Origin of the sequence: Corynebacterium tuberculostearicum (assembly GCF_022347385.1) — a bacterium.
In the GTDB taxonomy this organism is placed as follows: domain Bacteria; phylum Actinomycetota; class Actinomycetes; order Mycobacteriales; family Mycobacteriaceae; genus Corynebacterium; species Corynebacterium tuberculostearicum_M.
This window is the reverse complement of sequence record NZ_JAKRDT010000001.1, coordinates 191,022-209,500: the sequence shown is the minus strand read 5'-3', so window position 1 is coordinate 209,500 and position 18,479 is coordinate 191,022. Positions and strand designations below refer to the sequence as shown.

General features: G+C 60.6%; 21 protein-coding genes. 7 read left to right on the top strand and 14 right to left on the bottom strand.

From position 1 onward, the window contains the following. Positions 1-30 precede the first annotated feature (30 nt). Both MHK00_RS01000 and hflX read right to left on the bottom strand, forming a co-directional pair. The gene (locus tag MHK00_RS01000) at positions 31-1,311 is read right to left on the bottom strand and encodes a uracil-xanthine permease family protein (protein ID WP_040425259.1); all 1,281 of its coding nucleotides are present in this window, start codon (positions 1,309-1,311) and stop codon (positions 31-33) included. Positions 1,312-1,342: 31 nt separating this feature from the next. Next, complete coding sequence (gene hflX / locus MHK00_RS00995) at positions 1,343-2,836, bottom strand: GTPase HflX (protein WP_250410078.1); 1,494 nt, start codon at positions 2,834-2,836, stop codon at positions 1,343-1,345. 75 nt (positions 2,837-2,911) lie between these two features. Here hflX and MHK00_RS00990 point away from each other — a divergent pair, with 75 nt between their 5' ends. Then, complete coding sequence (locus tag MHK00_RS00990) at positions 2,912-3,709, top strand: hypothetical protein (protein WP_250410077.1); 798 nt, start codon at positions 2,912-2,914, stop codon at positions 3,707-3,709. 36 nt (positions 3,710-3,745) lie between these two features. Next, positions 3,746-4,357, top strand: a complete 612-nt coding sequence (locus MHK00_RS00985; protein ID WP_251068384.1) for a hypothetical protein — start codon at positions 3,746-3,748, stop codon at positions 4,355-4,357. Positions 4,358-4,389: 32 nt separating this feature from the next. On the opposite strand, the gene dapF is transcribed toward MHK00_RS00985, so the two are convergent. The 3 genes from dapF to MHK00_RS00970 are packed head-to-tail and all read right to left on the bottom strand — an operon-like array spanning position 4,390 to position 6,751. Next, entirely contained in the window at positions 4,390-5,250 is an 861-nt protein-coding gene (gene dapF / locus MHK00_RS00980) for a diaminopimelate epimerase (protein WP_250410075.1), read from the bottom strand. Between the two features lie 5 nt (positions 5,251-5,255). Further along, positions 5,256-6,164: a tRNA (adenosine(37)-N6)-dimethylallyltransferase MiaA gene (gene miaA, locus MHK00_RS00975; RefSeq protein WP_250410074.1), complete on the bottom strand. Its 909-nt coding sequence runs from the start codon at positions 6,162-6,164 to the stop codon at positions 5,256-5,258. Beyond that, positions 6,152-6,751 (bottom strand): hypothetical protein, encoded by a 600-nt coding sequence (locus MHK00_RS00970; protein ID WP_005325110.1) that lies wholly within the window; start codon positions 6,749-6,751, stop codon positions 6,152-6,154. Before MHK00_RS00970 ends, miaA begins: the two co-directional genes overlap by 13 nt. A gap of 136 nt (positions 6,752-6,887) precedes the next feature. On the opposite strand from MHK00_RS00970, the gene MHK00_RS00965 reads away from it, so the two are divergent. After that, positions 6,888-8,192, top strand: coding sequence for a DUF349 domain-containing protein (locus MHK00_RS00965; protein ID WP_005325111.1), 1,305 nt, complete (start codon positions 6,888-6,890; stop codon positions 8,190-8,192). After that, complete coding sequence (locus MHK00_RS00960; protein ID WP_250410073.1) at positions 8,192-9,322, top strand: GNAT family N-acetyltransferase; 1,131 nt, start codon at positions 8,192-8,194, stop codon at positions 9,320-9,322. Before MHK00_RS00965 ends, MHK00_RS00960 begins: the two co-directional genes overlap by 1 nt. 11 nt (positions 9,323-9,333) lie before the next feature. On the opposite strand, the gene MHK00_RS00955 is transcribed toward MHK00_RS00960, so the two are convergent. The 5 genes from MHK00_RS00955 to MHK00_RS00935 form a co-directional block, all read right to left on the bottom strand. Further along, the gene (locus tag MHK00_RS00955; RefSeq protein WP_250410072.1) at positions 9,334-9,963 is read right to left on the bottom strand and encodes an Rv2732c family membrane protein; all 630 of its coding nucleotides are present in this window, start codon (positions 9,961-9,963) and stop codon (positions 9,334-9,336) included. Between the two features lie 22 nt (positions 9,964-9,985). Next, positions 9,986-11,548, bottom strand: a complete 1,563-nt coding sequence (miaB, locus tag MHK00_RS00950; protein WP_250410071.1) for a tRNA (N6-isopentenyl adenosine(37)-C2)-methylthiotransferase MiaB — start codon at positions 11,546-11,548, stop codon at positions 9,986-9,988. A 45-nt stretch (positions 11,549-11,593) separates the two neighbouring features. Then, a complete protein-coding gene (recX, locus tag MHK00_RS00945; protein WP_250410070.1) occupies positions 11,594-12,196 on the bottom strand; it encodes a recombination regulator RecX in 603 nt (200 codons plus the stop codon). Between the two features lie 50 nt (positions 12,197-12,246). Then, entirely contained in the window at positions 12,247-13,383 is a 1,137-nt protein-coding gene (recA, locus tag MHK00_RS00940; RefSeq protein WP_005328639.1) for a recombinase RecA, read from the bottom strand. 182 nt (positions 13,384-13,565) lie between these two features. Next, positions 13,566-13,781: a DUF3046 domain-containing protein gene (locus tag MHK00_RS00935; protein WP_005325117.1), complete on the bottom strand. Its 216-nt coding sequence runs from the start codon at positions 13,779-13,781 to the stop codon at positions 13,566-13,568. Positions 13,782-13,944: 163 nt separating this feature from the next. On the opposite strand from MHK00_RS00935, the gene MHK00_RS00930 reads away from it, so the two are divergent. Genes MHK00_RS00930 through MHK00_RS00920 form a run of 3 tightly spaced genes read left to right on the top strand, consistent with a single transcriptional unit; the run spans position 13,945 to position 15,832 of the window. After that, positions 13,945-14,508, top strand: a complete 564-nt coding sequence (locus tag MHK00_RS00930) for a biotin transporter BioY (protein ID WP_250410069.1) — start codon at positions 13,945-13,947, stop codon at positions 14,506-14,508. Then, positions 14,508-15,200: an energy-coupling factor ABC transporter ATP-binding protein gene (locus MHK00_RS00925; RefSeq protein WP_250410068.1), complete on the top strand. Its 693-nt coding sequence runs from the start codon at positions 14,508-14,510 to the stop codon at positions 15,198-15,200. The genes MHK00_RS00930 and MHK00_RS00925 overlap by 1 nt, the downstream gene beginning before the upstream one ends. Before the next feature lie 11 nt (positions 15,201-15,211). Continuing rightward, entirely contained in the window at positions 15,212-15,832 is a 621-nt protein-coding gene (locus tag MHK00_RS00920; protein WP_250410067.1) for an energy-coupling factor transporter transmembrane component T family protein, read from the top strand. Between the two features lie 79 nt (positions 15,833-15,911). Here MHK00_RS00920 and MHK00_RS00915 read toward each other — a convergent pair whose 3' ends face one another. The 4 genes from MHK00_RS00915 to pgsA all read right to left on the bottom strand — a co-directional run bounded on the left by MHK00_RS00915 (position 15,912) and on the right by pgsA (position 18,433). Continuing rightward, positions 15,912-16,772 carry a PspA/IM30 family protein gene (locus tag MHK00_RS00915; RefSeq protein WP_250408363.1) on the bottom strand — a complete coding sequence of 287 codons (861 nt, stop codon included), beginning with the start codon at positions 16,770-16,772 and terminating at the stop codon, positions 15,912-15,914. A gap of 182 nt (positions 16,773-16,954) precedes the next feature. After that, positions 16,955-17,317 carry a helix-turn-helix domain-containing protein gene (locus tag MHK00_RS00910; RefSeq protein ID WP_005325127.1) on the bottom strand — a complete coding sequence of 121 codons (363 nt, stop codon included), beginning with the start codon at positions 17,315-17,317 and terminating at the stop codon, positions 16,955-16,957. Positions 17,318-17,343: 26 nt separating this feature from the next. After that, a complete protein-coding gene (locus tag MHK00_RS00905; RefSeq protein WP_250410066.1) occupies positions 17,344-17,841 on the bottom strand; it encodes a CinA family protein in 498 nt (165 codons plus the stop codon). Positions 17,842-17,848: 7 nt separating this feature from the next. Beyond that, positions 17,849-18,433, bottom strand: a complete 585-nt coding sequence (gene pgsA / locus MHK00_RS00900) for a CDP-diacylglycerol--glycerol-3-phosphate 3-phosphatidyltransferase (RefSeq protein WP_250410065.1) — start codon at positions 18,431-18,433, stop codon at positions 17,849-17,851. Positions 18,434-18,479: the final 46 nt, after the last annotated feature.

Genomic DNA, 18,479 nt, shown 5'->3' with positions numbered 1-18,479 from the left:
CGCGACGGGCAGTTATCCACAGGTGGAAATTTAGTACTTGGCGCCGTGACCCTCGCCGACGGAATCGTAAAGCTTCTTCATAATCGGATAGGCCACGATGATGCCTACCGAGCCCCACGCAATGCCCTCGAGGGAGACCCCGCCCACGGTGAGGGTCAGGTTGCCGATGCCCGCGATAAGCGCCACTGCGGCCGCAGTCAGGTTGACCGGGTTATTGAAATTAACCTTATTATCCATCCAGATGCGCACACCCAGCATGCCGATGAGTCCATACAGCACGATGCAGGCACCGCCCAGGACGCCGGTCGGGATGGTGAAAATCAGCGCACCAAACTTCGGCACGAAGGCCAAAAGGATGGCGGTAAAGGCTGCTACCCAGTAGGCGGCGGTGGAATACACGCGCGTTGCGGCCATCACGCCGATATTTTCGGCGTAGGTCGTGGTGCCGGAGCCGCCAAAGCCGCCGGCAAGGGTAGACGCGAGGCCATCGGCAATGAGGGCGTCACCGGCTAGGTCATCGAGATCGCGCTTTGTCATCTCGGAGACGGCCTTGACGTGGCCGACGTTTTCCGCGATGAGAACTACCAGTACGGGAAGTGCCACGGCAATGGCGGAGACGTTGAAGGAAGGCGCGTGGAATTCCGGCAGGCCCACCCACGGGGCAGCATCGATGGCCGCGACGGCGTCATCGCCAAGGTTGCCGGTCAGCGCAGCGAAAACCCAGCCGACGACCACGCCGAGCAGGATGGACAGACGCGAGACCATACCGCGGCCGGCGACGGTGGCCAGCAGGATGACGAGCAGTGTCACGGCGGCCACGAGCGGCTGGGAGGCGAAGTTCTCGGCCGCATTCGGCGCCAGGTTCAGCCCGATGAGGGCCACGATTGCACCAGTGACGGCCGGCGGCATGACGGCGTCGAGCACGCGGCGGCCGGCGATTTTGACTGCCACACCCACCGCGGCCAAGACGAGGCCGGTGACCAAAATGGAGCCGGCTTGCGCGGCGATGCCGTACTGCTGCGACGCCGAAAGAGGCGCAATGAACGCGAACGAAGAGCCTAGGTAGGACGGCAACCGGTTGCGCGTGATAAGCAGGAACAAAATGGTTCCGAGGCCGGAAAAGAGCAGCGTCGTATTGACGGGGAATCCGGTCAAGGTGGGAACCAATAGCGTGGCGCCGAACATGGCCACCACGTGCTGCATTCCGATGCCGATGGTTCGGCCCCAGCTGAGTCGTTCTTCCGGCGCCACGACCGCGCCCGGTGCAATCCTTTTACCGTCTCCGTGGACGGTCCAACCTTTTAAGCTCACGAGCCTTAATTATGGATCACCCGGGGTGGTTTTAGGAAACTTCCTCCACGATGAATTCGGCGAGTTCGCGGGCGGTGGGTGCGGGAAGGCGGACGTCGACAAGCGTGCCTTCGGCCGTGTACTCCTCGTGGCGCACCGTGCCCTCGGCGTGAACGCGGGCGACCACATCGCCGCGGGTAAAGGGAACCTGCAGCTTAACGTGGCTATCGCGGGGGTTGAGGAAAAGCTCCACGCGCGCGGTAAGTTCGTCGATTCCCTCGCCCGTGCGCGCGGATACGTAGACGACGTCTTCGTGGTCGAGTACGTGACGCAGCTCGGCGAGCACTAGCGGGTCGGCCTGGTCGATCTTATTGATCACGATGATCTCGGGCGGGGCCTGTTCCCCGGTTTCCGCGACAATGTCATAAATGACCTGGTTGACGGCCTCAATCTGCTTGAGCGGGAATGGGTCAGAGCCATCGACCACGTGCAACATAATATCAGCGGCCAGCACCTCTTCCAGGGTGGATTTGAACGCCTCGACCAGCTGCGTGGGCAGGTGGCGGACAAAGCCGACGGTGTCGGTGAAGACGACTTGGCGGCCGTCGGCAAGCGTGGCACGGCGAGTCGTGGGGTCCAACGTGGCAAAGAGTGCGTCCTCCACCAGCACGCCGGCGCCGGTCATGGCGTTAATGAGCGAGGACTTTCCAGCATTGGTGTAGCCGGCAATGGCTATCTGCGCGATGGTTGAGCGCTGGCGCTTGGAACGCTTGACCTCACGGGCGGTCTTCATAGCGCGCAGCTCCTTGCGCAGCCGGGCCATCTCCGTGCGAATGCGGCGGCGGTCCGTCTCAATCTTGGTCTCACCGGGACCACGCAGTCCGACGCCGCCGTTGGAGCCGGCGCGGCCGCCCGCCTGGCGCGAAAGATTGCCGCCCCAACCACGGGTATGGGTGTAGAGGTATTCCAGCTGCGCCAAGGAGACCTGTGCCTTGCCCTCTTTGGACTTGGCGTGCTGGGCAAAGATGTCAAGGATGAGCATCGTGCGGTCAATGACCTTGGTGTTAAGCGCACGCTCGAGTGCGGTGAGCTGGCCGGGGTTAAGCTCACCATCGCAGACCACGGTATCGGCGCCGGTGGCCTCGACGATGTCGCGCAATTCCTTGACTTTGCCGGAGCCGATGTAGGTGCCGGAGTCCGGCTTATCGCGTTTTTGGTAAATCATCTCTACTACTTCGGCGCCGGCGGTCTCGGTCAGCGCCGCGAGCTCATCCATGGTGGCTTCGACTTCGGCCACGGTGCCTTCGGTCCACACGCCAACCAGGATGACGCGCTCGAGGCGCAGCTTACGGTACTCCACCTCATAGCCATCGGTGGTGTCCTCAGCGCGGATGGTGGTCTCACGGGTAACGCGACGGAAAGCGTTACGCTCTGCCAGGTCAAGGTCACCGGTAGTGGGCGTCGCCTCTGGTGCGGCCGGGGCGTCGTTATCGCGGAACGCGCGAGCGAGGAGATCGTCGTTATTGTGCTGGGAAAATTCGGTCATACTACCTTTCATTTTGGCACGTTGCGGCCGAAAGCGGGAATTGCGGATTCTTAGCTGGCTGCACAAGGCGATACAATGGCGGGCATGAACGTTAAGGACACTGGGGTGAAGCAGAATACCGAGATGCAGGCCATTGGCCTCAATTTCGAACGCTGGCAGGATGCCGTCGAGGCCGCTATTGCTAGCGATCGCTTGACCGTTACCGGTGAGGTACGCGGTGGTCAGCTGATCCAGTTCACCGATCCATCGGGCGCGCAGCTCAATATTCTCGCGGTGGAACCTTTTGCTACCTACATTGGCTTCAATGCGGTTACGCAAGGGTTCGCCCACGTAGAGATGGTCAACGATGTTCTCGCGCTGCTGGAGATTATCGATCCTTTCGGTACCACCATCGCCCAGGCCACCGCGAACTTGGCGCAGGGGCCTTTGCTTGCCGACGAACCCTTGCAGCAATGGCAGCAAATCTCCCTCACCGCCATGGGCCTTGATGTCCGCACCTACGAGTCGGCCGATGCCTATGAGGCGGCCGAGGGCGAATTCCCGGCGCTCTTTGAGTCCGCGGGCGCGAAGGTTATTTCCTCCGGTTCTGGCGCGGAGGTTCCTACCCCGGCCGCTACCTTTGCGGCCCGCGTCATGGAATCCGAGTGGCGTACCAATGAGCTAACCGGTGAGAAATTCGCCCACCTCGTCATGGATGGTCTCTTCCCCTTCGATCTCTGCCTGCCTGCGGGTAGCGACGAGTTGCCTGCCAAGGACACCATCGTGGCCGGCACCGCCCTGCTGACGGCTTCTATTGAAATGCCTAGCGGTGGCTGCGGCGACGGCGCTGGCTGCGGTTGTGGCTCTGGTGGCTGCGGCTGCGGCGGCCACTAAGAGCTGACGCAAAGGTCTGGTGAAATAGCTGTGTGGATGCCCTTCCCGGAAAATGCGAGAAACCGGCGTGTGCTGGTTCTCGCGCTGATCCTGGTGGGATCAGTGGCGGTTGTGGCAACCCTAAAACTTCCCGGGGTTTTCATCGCGGCACTACTTATCGCGGCGGCGCTGCTTATGCTCCACACCCGGCCGGACGCCTCGGAGCAGGCGGCGCTGCGCAGCTCTATTCGGCTCTCGGCCGAAGATATTGAGGACGTCTTGGCGGAGTACGAAGACTTCCGGTCCTCCGAGGCAGCCGAGAAGATAGCGGACCGCACGCTCTACCGGCCGGCGCTTTTAGATCTGGATTGCTCCGACCCCACCATCGAAGCCTTCCACTATGAGATTTCCGGCGCTCGGCGATTCCTGCGCCGGTTGCACCTGCGCGTCAACGCAGAAGAGGTCAGCACCAACGAGCTGGAATCCTTGCTCAAGGTGACCGATGAACGAGCCCGCGAGCTCAAGGAAACCTGGCTATCGGCCCGCCGCGCCGCCTTTGCGCTCGGGCCGAAGTACGAAAAGAACGAAGTAAAAAATCGCGCCCTGCGCCGCCAAGCCCTCGAAGAGCAAGCGTTCGAGGAAGAGGAAAACGAAGGGCGCAGCGCCTAAGCACTCACTGCGCGCGCCGCGCGCTACGCGATCTAAAGGGAGGTCTCGCCGGTGGCGACGATGGCGGACGGGCCGGTCAAGCGGGAGCCGCCCTCATAGATTTCCACGGTGACTTCCCCGCCGGGGACGTGTACGTGCACGGTGCCGTGAGGGGTGGTGGTGTGGTCAACGGCGGCGTCGGCAAGCGCGGCGGTCGCGGCCGCCACGGTGCCGGTGCCGCAAGAGCGGGTCTCTCCTACCCCGCGCTCAAAGACGCGCATGTGCACGTGGCCATCGCGCAGCGGGGTCACAACCTCAACATTCACGCCGGCCGGGAAGAAGGCTTCATCGATGACGGGCTGCCCGAAAGTCTTGGCCGCAAGTCCCTCGGCGTCCAGCCCCGGCACCACGGCCGCGAGGTGCGGGTTGCCCATGTCGACGCCTAGACCGGCATAACTCTCCCCGGCCATAGACGCGGTGGATACACCCGTTACTTCGGCCGGTCCCATATCCACGGTGACCTCAGCCGCATGCTCATCATACGAGTGCACCGTCACGCGCTTGGCGCCGGCGCGGGTGCCGATGGTGAACTCGTCTTCTTCCACGAGGCCGCGCGAGCGCAGCCAGTGGGCGAAAACGCGGGTGCCGTTGCCGCACATTTCGGCCACGGAGCCGTCGGCGTTGCGATAGTCCATGAACCAGTCAGTGGGCGCGATGCCCTCGGCCAGCGCCTCGACTTCCCCGGCCGCGAGCAACGCCTCAGCGCGCACGACGCGCAGCAATCCGTCGCCGCCAATACCGGCGCGGCGACCGCACAGCGCCGCTACGCGCTCGGGGGCAAGCGGCGTGGCGGCCGCGTGGTCTTCGACGATGACAAAGTCGTTCTCAGTTCCATGACCCTTGGCAAATTTCATGCTCCCTACCCTAGCGCGCGCAGCGCTTGGGCGGTCGTATCGCCCGCGGCATCCAGCCACATGATGCGCTTGTCGCGATTGAACCAGGAACGTTGGCGGCGCACGTAGCGCCGTGTCCCGGTAATTGTGCGTTCAACGGCCTCATCCCACGTAAGTTCGCCGCGCTGGGCCTGGAATACCTGCGCATAGCCTATGGCACGCCCGGCCGTGGAATCGGCCACCAAGCCCTGGGCTTGGAGGCGCTCGACTTCCTCGATGAGCCCGCGCTCAAACATCTGGCGGGTACGCAGCTCGATGCGCGGATTAAGCCAGTCTGCGGTGGTGCGCAGGCCGAGCAAACGGGTGCCCCACCGCGGCGGTGCGTCCTTCGGCGGTTGGCTAGCCTTATAAGGTTTACCGGTCAGTTCGATGACCTCCAAGGCACGCACGGTACGCCGTGGGTCCTTATCTTCAATGATGGCGGCCGCGGCCGGATCTACCTGCGCCAGCTCCTCGTGCAGGGCGTCGGTGCCGATTTCTACGCGCCGGGCCTCATACTTGGCGCGGACGGCGGGGTCGGTGGGTGGGAACTGCCAGTCGTCGACAAGCGCTTGGGCATAAAGCATCGAGCCTCCGACCAGGATTGGCGTCTTGCCGCGGGCCATGATGCCTTCCACGTCCGCGATGGCATCGCGCTGATAGCGCGCCACAGAAGCGGTTTCGGTCACGTCCCACACATCGAGCTGGTGGTGCGGGATTCCCTCGCGCTCGGCCGGGGTGAGCTTGGCGGTGCCAATGTCCATACCGCGGTAGAGCTGCATGGAATCGACGTTGACCACCTCGCCGTCCAGCTCCTGCGCCAGCGCCAACCCCAGCGCGGATTTGCCGGAGGCAGTGGGTCCAAACACTGCGATCGGGCGCATTAGACCTCCCATCCTGCAACGTAGCGGCCAACCCCCAGGGTGGCGTCGGTGGCCAGCAACTGCTTCTTCTTAGGGCCTAGGCCCGCCAATTCCTCCCAAAGGGCGGGCTCTACCACACCGCGCTGGGAAAGCCATTCGCCTGCCTTGCTTGCCGACGCCCCCATCAGCACCTCCTCGCACCACTCGTGCGCTTCCTGGGCACCGGGAACGAGCGCCATGGGGGCTCGCTCGGTCAGGCCCGCGCTGCCATCTGCCACGACGATGGTGAGCGCCGCTGGATCCGGCTGGCCGATGCGCTCCCGGCTAGCGCGGGCGTTAAGCTGCGGCACGCTGTGCAGCACGTACCGGGCCATAATCTCGGGTAGATAATTGCCGCCGCCTAGGTTCGTGGCCGCACCCCACGCCTTTAAGCTGCCGGTGTGGGCGGTGTACCAGCGCTTGTCCTGGCTGCCGACGATATCTGCCTGCGTTATGCCGGCGGCCGCAGCCTCCACCGCTAGGGTGCGGGCAGCGGCAAGCAGTGCGCGAGAAGCGGCGTCATTGGAGGAAAGCTCCACGGCCAGCGCGGGTGAGGCTGGCATTACCATGAGATTGAACATTATTCCTCCATACTATCTACCCAAGTGGAGGTAATTAAATAGAATCTGGGCACGCGCGGGATATTCGCGGTAATGTATCCAGTGATTTTATTCGGCAGCCGTGACGCGCGGCGATCTATGCATAGGAGGGCTTGTCATGTCTCCCATCCCTACCCCAGGTTCCATGCCCAAGAAGGGCCCTCGTCCCACCGCAAAGCCTGTTCCCGTCCAGGCACCCAGCAAGAATGACCCGGCCAAGTGGGGCCGCGTCGACGCGGATGGTTCCGTCTTCGTTTCCGCTCCGGAGGGCGAACGCAAGATTGGCGAATGGCAGGCCGGCACCCCCGAGGAGGGCCTACAGCACTACGGCGCGCGCTACGACGACCTCTCCACCGAAATTGAACTGCTCGAGGCGCGCCTGCGCGCCAACCCCAGCGAGGCCGCTGGCATCAAAAAGACCGCAGCGCAATTGCGCGACACCCTGCCTACCGCTGCGGTCATCGGTGATATCGCAGCACTTGACCGCCGCCTTGTTGCCGTCATTGAGCACTCGGTAGAAGCCGGCGAGCAGGCGCAGGCCGATAAGGAACGCCGCCGCGAGGAAGCTATTGCTGCCAAGGAAAAGCTGGCAGCTGAGGCAGAAGAGATTGCCGAAAACTCCACCGAGTGGAAGGCCGCAGGCGACCGCATTCGCGCCATCCTGGAAGAGTGGAAGCAAATCAAGGGCATTGACCGCAAGACCGATGATGCCCTGTGGAAGCGCTACTCCCGCGCCCGCGATTCCTTCAACCGCCGTCGCGGCTCCCATTTTGCCGAGCTGGACCGCGCCCGTGCGGTTGCCCGCAAGAAGAAGGAAGAACTCGTCGAGCGTGCCGAGGCCATCCAGGATTCCACCGAGTGGGGCCCCACCGCCCGCGCCTACCGCGATTTGATGACCGAGTGGAAGGCCGCCGGCCGCGCCCCGCGCGACGTAGACGATAAGCTGTGGGCCCGCTTCCGCGCCGCCCAGGACAAGTTCTTCAATGCCCGCAATGCCGTCAACGACGAGCGCGACCGCGAATTTGCAGAAAATGCCAAGGCCAAGGACTCCTTGATTGCGGAGTACGACGGCCAGATCGACCCGTCCAAGGGCATTGAGGGTGCGAAGGCTAAGCTGCGCGAGCTGCAGGAAAAGTGGGAAGAGATTGGCTTCGTTCCCCGCAAGCAAGTGCGCGAGTACGAGTCCAAGATTGAGGCGCTGGAGCAGCGCGTCACCGAGGCAGAAAAGTCTGAGTGGCGCCGCACCGACCCGGAGGCGCAAGCACGCGTGGCGCAGTTCCAAGCTAAGGTCGATGAGTTTAACTCTCAGGCCGAGGCAGCTGAGGCCAAGGGCAATGCGAAAAAGGCCGCTGATCTGCGCGCGCAGGCCGAGCAGTGGCAGGCTTTTGCCGACGCCGCCGCTAACGCCGTCAACGATAAGTAGTGCACCTCGTCCACATTGCGCGGCCACCGCGGCCGCCGCACTCGCCTACCGCTCACGCCCAGCCCAGCGAACCTGCGGACTGCATTCGCAGCTTCGTCTTTTGGGCCAACTTGGCGGCCCAAGAAGCAAGCGGCGATGCCGCGGCATCGACGTCGCCGGGCCGCGTGGTTCAACGTCTGCAAGGTTCTAGCGAATCACAGACCCATCTCTTTGCCGTAGTGGACGGCGACTCCACCCTTGGTGAGGTTTCTGAGCTGGGGCTGCCGCTCATCCCCTCGGTGGAGCCGAGCCCGGAGCTGGATTACCTCGGGTTCATCCACATTAGCCTGCCGCTGTTGGAAGAGCGCGAGGCCACAGAGATTGAATGTGTGCTGTGCGACCTGCCTCTGCCCGGCGAGCAGCTCGATGAGGAAGGGCGCAAGGTTGCCGAGTGGATGGGTGCAAAGGCGCTGGAGCTGGCCCGTAAACTCGGCCGCACCGTAGCGCACGTGGGACTATTGCACCCGCCGGGCGCGGATCCAGACTACGACGCTATGGGTAGCATCTACCGCGAGTTGGGATTTACGCAAAGGCATGCGGAGCACCAGCTGGTGATGGACATCCCTGAAAGCCCTGTGGCAGCGCTACTCCCGGCGGGAATCACCGCCCGAGTCTGGCCGGATTACGACATCCCTGAGGGCTACCTCGACGAGGTCATGCGGCTGCTTAGCCTAGCGTCCAAAGACGCGGAGACCGGGGATCTGACGGTGGAGCCCATCGTGTGGACGCGTGCTCGATTGCGCGAAGCGCACAGCCGCCTGCGCTCTCGTCGCGGGCACACGCTTCTTATCGCACTTACCGCCGAGGACGGGAGCATTCTCGCACTGACCGAAATGGCTAGGCACGAGGACGCGAATCCTGAAGTATGCGAGTGGACTCTGACTGTGACCGATCGCCCGCACCGCCGCCGCGGACTTGCGCAGCTAGCCAAGCTCACAGCGCTGCATGAGGTGGCAGGCTATTGGCCGCGAGTGCGGCGCTGCTATTGTTCCGTTGCCGCCAAGGACGCGGCCATGAATGCCATTTACCGCAGCCTGGGGGCCCGGGAACTTTCCCGTTCTTCTGCGTGGGAGTTGCGGCTGCGGGATTAGTGGCCGTAGGCCTACTGCTCGCCGCGCTGGGCGCGATGACGTTCGGCAGCTTGCTTGCGGCGATTGTCCACCAGTGGCTCCCGCTGCGGTGCCGCGTCTATCCTGGATTGAAATTCGCCCACCTCATCGAGTTGTCCGGCGGTGGCGCGCACGCGGGCTTCGGCAGCCTTCTGCTCTGGGCTGCGGCGCAGCGCCACCGTGCTATAGGCCAGAAATGCTAGGAAGGTAGCTAGCATTCCTACCCACATTCCCAGCGACGCCCCGTCGGCGGTAGAGCCACGGAACCAGAAGCCCCATAGGTTGGCGAAGAAGGACACCGTCACCAGCATCCATGCAATCAGTCCAGGCGTGGCGCGTCGGGTGAACAGCGTCACCGGAGTAAGAATGCCCAGCCCAATGAGCGCGAGCCACGCAGAGACGGTTTCCATGATGGAAATCCTGACGCCGCTTGACGTGGTGCCAAAGGTCAATGCCTCCCAACCGTGGGCTGGACCGGCGTAGGGCAAAATCAGGTAGAGGATATACGCCACCACCGCAATGCACAGCGTGACCTTGTGACCGCCGAGGTCCATTGTTTGTGCTGCTCTCCGCTCAGCGTTAGCTGCATTGTGGGCTGCGGTGGTCGTATGTTCCTCAGTCATGGCTCCCTAGCTTACTCCCCTGCTAGCAACCGCAGGAATCGCCGGGTTCGGCTGCCGCGGGCTTGCCAATCGACGGCAATCCCAGACCGACGCCGATGGGTGCGGTGGTAGGCGTTTCGCCGGCAGCGGACATGTCGCCGGCCTTGGTGCGGGTGTGGGAGGTCACGGCGGCGTCGGCAAGCAAGAAGAAGGAGCCCGCACCAGTGACCTGGGTATGCACCACATCGCCCGGGCGAATCTCCGCCGAAATATCCGTGCCTTCCGAATCAACCGGGGTGAAGTGCACTAGGCGGCCATCGCGCGCACGGCCGGTCATGCGGTGGGTTTCATCGTTCTTGCGGCCGCCTTCGGCCTGCACCAAAAGCTCCACATCGGTGCCGATGAGCTTCTTGTTTTCCTCGGCCTGGATGCTATCTTGCAGGGCAACGAGACGCTCGAAACGATCCTGGACGACCTCCTTGGGAATCTGGTCCTCCATTTCCGCAGCCGGGGTTCCCGGACGCGGCGAATACTGGAAGGTAAAGGCCGAGGCGAAACGAGCGCGGCGCACAAGCTCCATGGTGTCTTGGAAGTCTTCCTCGGTCTCGCCTGGGAAGCCCACGATTATATCGGTCGTGATTGCGGCGTGCGGAATCTTGTCCCGTACCTCATCCAAAATCCGCAGGAACTTCTTAGTACGGTAGGAACGGCGCATATCCTTAAGGACCTTGTCGGAGCCAGACTGCAACGGCATATGCAACTGCGGGCACACGGCCGGGGTCTCGGCCATGGCATCGATGACGTCGGAAGTAAACTCCGCTGGGTGCGGGGAGGTAAAACGCAGGCGCTCAAGACCATCGATCTTGCCCACCTCGCGCAGCAGCTTAGAAAAGGCGAAACGGTCGCGTGGCATCTCGGGATCGGCAAAATTAACGCCATAAGCATTGACGTTTTGCCCCAACAGGGTGACCTCAGATACGCCCTGGTCCACCAAGGCTTTAACCTCGGCCAAGATATCGCCGGGGCGGCGATCCTCTTCCTTGCCGCGCAAGGAAGGAACAATGCAGAAGGTGCAGGTGTTATTGCAGCCTACAGAAACAGAAACCCAGCCGGCATAGGCAGACTCACGCTTGGCTGGCAAGACAGACGGAAAAGCCTCGAGGGAATCAACGATTTCCACCTGTGCTTCATCGTTGTGTCGGGCGCGCTCCAGCAGCGTCGGCAGGGCCGCCATATTGTGAGTGCCAAAGACAGCATCAACCCACGGGGCATTATCTAGGACGGTGTCCTTGTCCTTCTGCGCCAAGCAACCGCCCACGGCAATTTGCATGCCGGGATGGTTTTCCTTTGTCTTCTTCAAGGCACCCAACGTGCCGTAGAGCCGCTTATCGGCATTTTCGCGCACGGCGCAGGTATTAAAGACGATGAGATCTGGCTCCACGCCTTCGCCGGCGGCCGCGTAGCCGGCCTCCTCCAAGAGACCAGAGATGCGCTCTGAATCGTGCACATTCATCTGGCAGCCGAAAGTTCGGACTTCATAAGTACGGTTATCTGCGATTGTCTGCTCCACGTCGGCATAGTTTAGCCATGAAGCTAGGCATCTCATAACTGCCGGACTTGGCCATTCCGGCGCTACCCTTCCTTGGCCGTATCAGTCCTCTGCGCGCAGCTCCGCGCACCGCGCGTCAAGCGCTGCGATTGCGATCTGTAGCGACATCCCTTCATTGAAGCCGCGGCGTGCCAGCACACCCACGATGCGGCGTAGGGCCTTGTCGCGCTCCTTGCGATCCGGGGGAACGGTCTTAATGGAGCGAGCCTTCCTTTCCGCAAGGGCCTGTGCCATGGCCTGTTCATCGGCAGGGTCAATTTGCTCGAGGGCCTCAGCACGGTCAGCCTCGCTCACGCCCTTTTCCCGCAATTCCCTGTTGAGAACCGAGCTGGACTTGCCGCGCCGCTTATGGCGCTGGCGCACCCACTCGTGTGCAAAAGCGGCGTCGTTCACCAGGCCCGCGTGGGCTAAATCATCTAGCACGTCCTCAACGACATCTGGCTCAAACTCGGCCTTTACTAGACGGTCATAAAGCTCTTTCCGGGACCTAGAACGCTGATCCAAAAGACCCAGCGCCCGAGAGCGGACCTTGGCCTTAGCTTCTTCTGCCTCTCGATCAAAAAGCCCGCCCCCAGCTGCTCCATTCTCATAGGCTTCGAGGGCCTGTCGGAGTTGAGCGAGCTTTTCGGGGGCGGGCTGATTCATGATGCAGGTTCTAAAGGTACGCGGACTGTATGGGGACGGGTTAGACGATTTTAGTCGTCATCAAAATCGACGTTTGGAACGAGATCCACGGACTCATCGGTCAATGGGTCATCGGCACCAGGAACGTCCATCGCAGCGCCCTCCTCGCCTTCGGCCGCAGCCTCGCCGATACCGAGCTTCTGGAAAATCTTCTGCTCGATTTCATTAGCCAGATCCGGGTTATCCTTCAGGAAATTACGCGCCTTCTCCTTACCCTGGCCCAGCTGGTCGCCTTCGTAGGTAAACCAAGAGCCGGACTTGCGGATGAAACCGTTTTCGACGCCAAGGTCAATGATGGAGGACTCGCGAGAGATGCCTTCGCCATACATGATGTCGAACTCAGCAATCTTAAATGGTGGAGAGACCTTGTTCTTTACTACCTTGAGCTTGGTGCGGTTACCGATGGCATCTTGGCCGTCTTTCAAGGTCTGAATGCGGCGGATATCGCAGCGCACGGAAGAGTAGAACTTGAGCGCCTTACCACCGGTGGTGGTCTCTGGCGAGCCGAACATCACGCCAATCTTTTCGCGCAGCTGGTTAATGAAGATAGCGGTGGTACCGGAGTTGTACAGGGCACCGGTCATCTTGCGCAGCGCCTGGGACATCAGGCGGGCCTGGAGGCCGACGTGACTATCGCCCATCTCACCTTCAATTTCCGCCTTCGGGGTAAGGGCAGCTACGGAGTCAACGACGATGATGTCAATTGCGCCGGAGCGTACCAGCATATCGGCAATCTCCAAGGCCTGCTCACCGGTATCTGGCTGGGAAACCAGGAGGTTATCGGTATCCACGCCAAGCAGGCGAGCATACTGCGGGTCGAGCGCGTGCTCGGCGTCAATAAACGCGGCAATGCCGCCGTCCTTTTGCGCGGATGCAATAGCGTGCAGCGCAACAGTGGTCTTACCAGAAGACTCCGGGCCATAAATCTCTACGATGCGCCCGCGCGGGAAACCGCCAATGCCCAGAGCGACATCGATTGCGGTATTACCGGAAGAAATGGCCTTAATCGGTGGGCGGTTGTCATCGCCCAGGCGCATCACAGCGCCTTTGCCGTAGTCCTTCTCAATCATGGCCATTGCGGCATCGAGGGCCTTTTGGCGGTCATCTCCCTTAGAGGCGGCAGAAGAAGACTTCTTTTTGGTTGCCATTAACTTTCATCCTTATCTTTAACGACGATGTACTAACGCATTATTAGACTGCCGTGGAACTCAAACGGTTCCCTCCGTCAACGCCATCCCACTGTAGACGACTGCATCGACACTTCCGCCATCTTACATACATCTGTTCGAATTTTGAAAGTGAACACGCCAGTCCGTCAAATTCGACGCCGCTATAAAGTGGGGTAATCGACCCCCAACCTGCGCTCCTTCGGTACATCAAAGTCATCGCACAGGCTCAGCCAGACGCGACGCGGATCGACGCCGCGTTCGATAAGCTCATCGGGTGTCGCCCCGAGGTCAGGCAGGACATGGGAGTGGCTAATCCACTTTCCCTTAGACTCGCCAAATTCATCCACAATGAGCTGGTGATACTCGGTCAATCGCATGCGCGCCATCCTACTCAGCACTAAAGCACGGACGCCAGCAGGCCGGAGAACGTCAATTGGGGGCCCGCCGCTATCTCTCTGGCTTAGCATTGTCAGCCTCAAATGAACACCGTTCAAAACCCTCAATTGTCTGCAGTTTTCATGCAGTGCTAACCTCTTGAGCATGAAAAAGAACTCTCTGGCAACCACCATTGCCTATGTTGCCGTGTTTACCGCTCTCGTCATCGTCCTTGCCTTCGTATCCATCCCCGTCGGTTCGGCCGGCGTGCCCATCGTGCTGCAAAACGCAGCACTGATCCTCGCCGGCCTAATTTTGGGCAGCAAGCGCGGCGGATACGTGGGACTCCTCTTTTTGTTCCTGGGCCTTGCCCTCCCAGTTCTGGCAGGTGGCGGAACCACGCTGCGCGCGCTGGCAGGCCCAACCGCGGGCTACATCATCGGCTATGTTCTCTCGCCAGCGGTGGCAGGCGCAATTGCCTACCGCTCCCCTAAGAACAAGGGCGGCATGGCGGTCATGCTTGCCATCGCTGCCGTTGCCGGCCTTGCCGTCCAATACATCTGCGGCGCCTTTGGTCTCATGATCCGCTCCGGCTTGGACATTGGTCCAGCCTTCGCCGCCCAATTGCCCTTCATCCCTGTCGATGCCGGAAAGCTTGTAGTTGCCGTCATCATCGCTCTCGGTGTTCACTCAGCCTTCCCCGATCTGATGGGACGAAAGGCCGCCTAGTGCCCACGATCGAATTTTCCTCAGTCTCGGTGGCTTTTGATGACACCGTGGTGCTCGAGGACATCAACCTCACCCTCACCGAACAGCGAATTGGCATTATCGGCCAAAACGGTGGCGGAAAATCCACCTTGACCAGGCTCATTAATGGGTTGGGCGAGCCTAGTGAAGGTACGGTGACGGTGGACCAGATGGACGTCGCCAAGCAGGGCAAAAAGGTGCGCGAAAAGGTGGGGTTTGTCTTTTCGGATGCCGAAAACCAGATTGTCATGCCCAATGTGCGCGATGACGTCGCCTTTTCGCTCCGCCGCTTTAAGCTGCCCAAACACGAGCGCCTCGCCCGCGTGGATGCTACCCTCGAGCGCTTCGGTCTCGCCGAATTTGCTGAACGCTCACCGCATACGCTCTCCGGCGGACAAAAGCAACTACTCGCGCTGGCAGCGGTCATGGTCATCGACCCGATTCTCATCATCGCTGATGAGCCCACTACCCTGCTGGATCTGCGCAACCGAGATCGAATCAAAAGAGAATTCGCGCGTTTGGAACAGCAACTACTTGTGGTGACGCACGATCTGGAATTTCTGCGCGATTTTGATCGGGTCATTTGCATCGATGACCACCACATCGCCGCGGATGGCCGGCCGGCGGAGGTCATAGATTTTTACCAAGACCTCATGGCCCAGCGGCCGCTGTAGGGAGAATTGTCATGCAACGACGCACGAATCTCCCACTTTCCGTCTATGTTGATGGCACCAGCTTTGTTCATCGCATCAAGCCTAGTTGGAAGATCGCATTCCTCTTAGTCTTTATCCTGGTCACCAGCATCTTTTTCAAGTCCATTCCGTGGGCAGCAGGCGGCGTCATTTTTGTCGTCTTTCTCTATGCTTGCGCCCGGGTTCCACTGGGCATTGCGTGGAGTCAGATCTGGCCGCCTCTCTTTTTCCTAGTCCCCCTGGCAGGCTTTCAATGGTGGGCCAAGGACTTCGACTATGCGGCAGTGATGTTCCTCAATGTCTTCGCCGCTATGATGGCTGCCTTCTTGCTCACGCTGACCTCTACGGTCGATGAGATCATGGAGTCGCTGGAAGAGTCGCTGCAGCCCCTAAAGCGACTCGGAATACCGGTAGAAAACATCAGCTTGGCTATGTCACTGACTATTCGTCTCATCCCGTTGATGTTTGAAACCGTCTATGAAGTCCTAGATGCCCGCAAAGCGCGCGGTGCCGGGATGTCCCCGCTCGCATTTGGCACCCCGGTTATCATTCGCTCCATCCGGCGAGCGCGCGCCATGGGTGAGGCTTTGCAGGCCCGCGGCGTCGGCGACTAGCAGCAATAGTTATCGCCTCCCTTGCACCACCACATGATGGCCGAGGGAGGCGATAATTATTTAACAGACTGTCGGGGGTTTACTCCCCACGCAGCTCACGCAGCCGGGCCTGCACAGCATCGTTGTTGGCACTGCCTGGCTGAGCAGCGTTGTCGGCAGCAGAGCCGGACGCTTTATTGCCCTCAATGGCCTGAGCCTTATTCCCTTCCACGGACTTAGAAGAGTTCATTTCGCTGCGAATCTGCTCCAAACGGGAATGACCGGCCATCTGAATACCAGCTTGTTGTACCTCGGCCATGCGGTTTTCCACGGAGTTCTCAGCCAGCTCAGCCTGGCCGAGTGCCTTGGAGTAACGGCGCTCAATCTTATCGCGCACAGCATCCAGAGACGGCGTATTGCCATTGGCGCTCAACTCGTTCATGGAGTTCAAAGACTCGGAAACCTTTTCCTGCATCTTTGCCTGCTCGAGCTGGGAAAGCAGCTTGGAGCGCTCATTGACCTTTTCACGCAGCGCGGCATTGTTGCGCTGAACCGCATTCTTGGCCTTTTCTGCCTGCTGCAGTGCTTGGTCGTGCAGCTTCTTGGTATCTTCCACGGACTCCTCAGCCGTAACCAGCTGGGCAGCGAAGGCCTCTGCCGCGTTCTCGTACTCCACGGCCTTATTTTCATCGCCCTTGGCACGGGCCTGATCAGCCAATTCCAGAGCCTGGCGAGCATTGCCCTGCAGCTTTTCTACTTCTGCCAAACGGCGGTTAAGCTGCATTTCCAACTGGCGCTGGTTACCAATCACGGCGGCCGCCTGCTGAGACAGCTCCTGGTGCTGGCGCTGAGCATCTTCAATAGCCTGCTCGATCTGCACCTTCGGATCGGCGTTTTCCTCGATCTTATTATCGAAGAGAGCCATCAGGTACTTCCAGCCCTTAACAAATGGGTTCGCCATGGTGTGCTTCAACCTTTCTAGGTTAAAAATGTGCGTAATGTTCTGCTGCTTATACTAGCGAAGCGCTGTTTCCACCGCTTGCACTCCCCGCGGTCGCGGGCGCTTGCCGACGCCCCCATAACCACCACAGCCGACCTTCCTCGCAAGAGAATAGGCCGGCTGTTGACATAGACCGCTGTGGGCTAAAGCTCTGATGCGGCAGGTGCCGTATGGGCAAGCTCCTCATCCATGGAGGGCAGAGCCATGTAACCGGCGGCTTCAATCAGTACATCAGAGACCGAGCAATCCAGCGCGTGGCACACAGACGCAAGAAGCTCAGAGGAGACCTCCTTGCGGCCGCGTTCGAGCTCTGAAAGGTAACCCGGCGATACGCGGGCCACCCCGGCCAATTCGCGCAGGGTCACTCCTTTGTCCGCGCGGAAGGCGCGCAGCGTCAACCCAAGAGCCTCACGCAAAAGCGGCTCAGGGGTACGAGCAGTGGCGGGCGCCGCTGGTGCAACAGCGCCGTTTACCGGGTGTTCGAGGACTGCAGTAGAAGTGTTCATCACTATGGTCAACGCTCCTTGTCTCGTTATTGTTCCCGCAGTGCCGGATTTTCTTCCAAAGTTGAGCACAGGAGACGCAAGGCGGCTGCGACCGTGGCCTCTCTGACCTCGTTTCGCTCTTTCCCCAACCCGGACAGCTGCTGCGAAAAACTGACTCCGCTAGGAGAAAAAATCCCGATATAAACCGTGCCCGCCGGCTTGCCTTCCTGTAGGTCTGGTCCCGCCACCCCGGTAAGGCCTATCCCCCAGTCCGCGGCGGTTTCTGCCACCGCCGCGCGCGCCATTGCAAGGGCGATCTCCCCAGAAACCACACCGACCGCTTCGATATCGGCTACCGGCTGGTGCAAAAAGTGGGATTTCACCTCGGTGGCATATGTTATAAGCCCTCCGCGCAACACAGCCGAAGCTCCAGGGACAGAAGCCACCGTGGCACTGGCCAACCCAGCAGTAAGTGACTCACAAAAGGACAAAGTTTCGCCGCGCTCGGTGAGTTCAGATACGAGGCGGGCCGCCATGGAGCTCATGAACTACCTAGCTATTCTGCTTCTTGCCGTCGATGAGGTACTGAACGCCGGTAACCACGGTCACCACTGCGGCCAAGAGCATCACCAGGAAGGTAGGAACGTTCATCCACTCCGGCAGCGGCCACAGGTACAACCCTACGGCCAAGGATTGCAATACAGTCTTCAGCTTGCCGCCCTTCGAAGCAGGAACGACCTTGCCGCGGCGCAACAAAACCATACGCCAGATGGTGATACCGAACTCACGGATGAGAATGACCACGGTAATCCACACCGGCAGCACCCCAATGATATTGAGGCATACCAGTGCGGTAGTCATAAGCGCTTTATCCGCGATGGGATCAGCAATCTTGCCAAAATTAGTGATAAGGCCACGGGCACGTGCGATGTCCCCGTCGAGCTTATCTGTCAGCATTAGGACCGCAAATAGGCCAAAAGCCCACCAGTCATGGCCGGCAACAACTAGCCATGCGAAAACCGGAATGAAAAGAATGCGCAGGCTGGTGAGAACATTTGGCAGGTTCCAATTGGATACCTGTGGATTCACATCCGAGGATTGCGCTGACTGTGTTCCGGGTTGATTCACGTTATACATACTACCTGTTAGCACCAAGGGCCTGCGCTTGGATGCCCCTGCATTT

Coding starts and splice junctions, on each gene's coding strand:
- MHK00_RS00905 (WP_250410066.1), bottom strand. CDS start 17,841: ATGAGCTCCATGGCGGCCCGCCTCGTATCTGAACTCACCGAGCGCGGC.
- MHK00_RS00955 (WP_250410072.1), bottom strand. CDS start 9,963: ATGACTGAGGAACATACGACCACCGCAGCCCACAATGCAGCTAACGCT.
- recA (WP_005328639.1), bottom strand. CDS start 13,383: ATGGCAACCAAAAAGAAGTCTTCTTCTGCCGCCTCTAAGGGAGATGAC.
- miaA (WP_250410074.1), bottom strand. CDS start 6,164: ATGGGAGGTCTAATGCGCCCGATCGCAGTGTTTGGACCCACTGCCTCC.
- miaB (WP_250410071.1), bottom strand. CDS start 11,548: ATGAGATGCCTAGCTTCATGGCTAAACTATGCCGACGTGGAGCAGACA.
- dapF (WP_250410075.1), bottom strand. CDS start 5,250: ATGAAATTTGCCAAGGGTCATGGAACTGAGAACGACTTTGTCATCGTC.
- MHK00_RS00985 (WP_251068384.1), top strand. CDS start 3,746: ATGCCCTTCCCGGAAAATGCGAGAAACCGGCGTGTGCTGGTTCTCGCG.
- recX (WP_250410070.1), bottom strand. CDS start 12,196: ATGAATCAGCCCGCCCCCGAAAAGCTCGCTCAACTCCGACAGGCCCTC.
- MHK00_RS00990 (WP_250410077.1), top strand. CDS start 2,912: ATGGCGGGCATGAACGTTAAGGACACTGGGGTGAAGCAGAATACCGAG.
- MHK00_RS00920 (WP_250410067.1), top strand. CDS start 15,212: ATGCAACGACGCACGAATCTCCCACTTTCCGTCTATGTTGATGGCACC.
- MHK00_RS00910 (WP_005325127.1), bottom strand. CDS start 17,317: ATGAACACTTCTACTGCAGTCCTCGAACACCCGGTAAACGGCGCTGTT.
- pgsA (WP_250410065.1), bottom strand. CDS start 18,433: ATGTATAACGTGAATCAACCCGGAACACAGTCAGCGCAATCCTCGGAT.
- MHK00_RS00930 (WP_250410069.1), top strand. CDS start 13,945: ATGAAAAAGAACTCTCTGGCAACCACCATTGCCTATGTTGCCGTGTTT.
- MHK00_RS00970 (WP_005325110.1), bottom strand. CDS start 6,751: ATGTTCAATCTCATGGTAATGCCAGCCTCACCCGCGCTGGCCGTGGAG.
- MHK00_RS00915 (WP_250408363.1), bottom strand. CDS start 16,772: ATGGCGAACCCATTTGTTAAGGGCTGGAAGTACCTGATGGCTCTCTTC.
- MHK00_RS00935 (WP_005325117.1), bottom strand. CDS start 13,781: ATGCGATTGACCGAGTATCACCAGCTCATTGTGGATGAATTTGGCGAG.
- MHK00_RS00965 (WP_005325111.1), top strand. CDS start 6,888: ATGTCTCCCATCCCTACCCCAGGTTCCATGCCCAAGAAGGGCCCTCGT.
- hflX (WP_250410078.1), bottom strand. CDS start 2,836: ATGACCGAATTTTCCCAGCACAATAACGACGATCTCCTCGCTCGCGCG.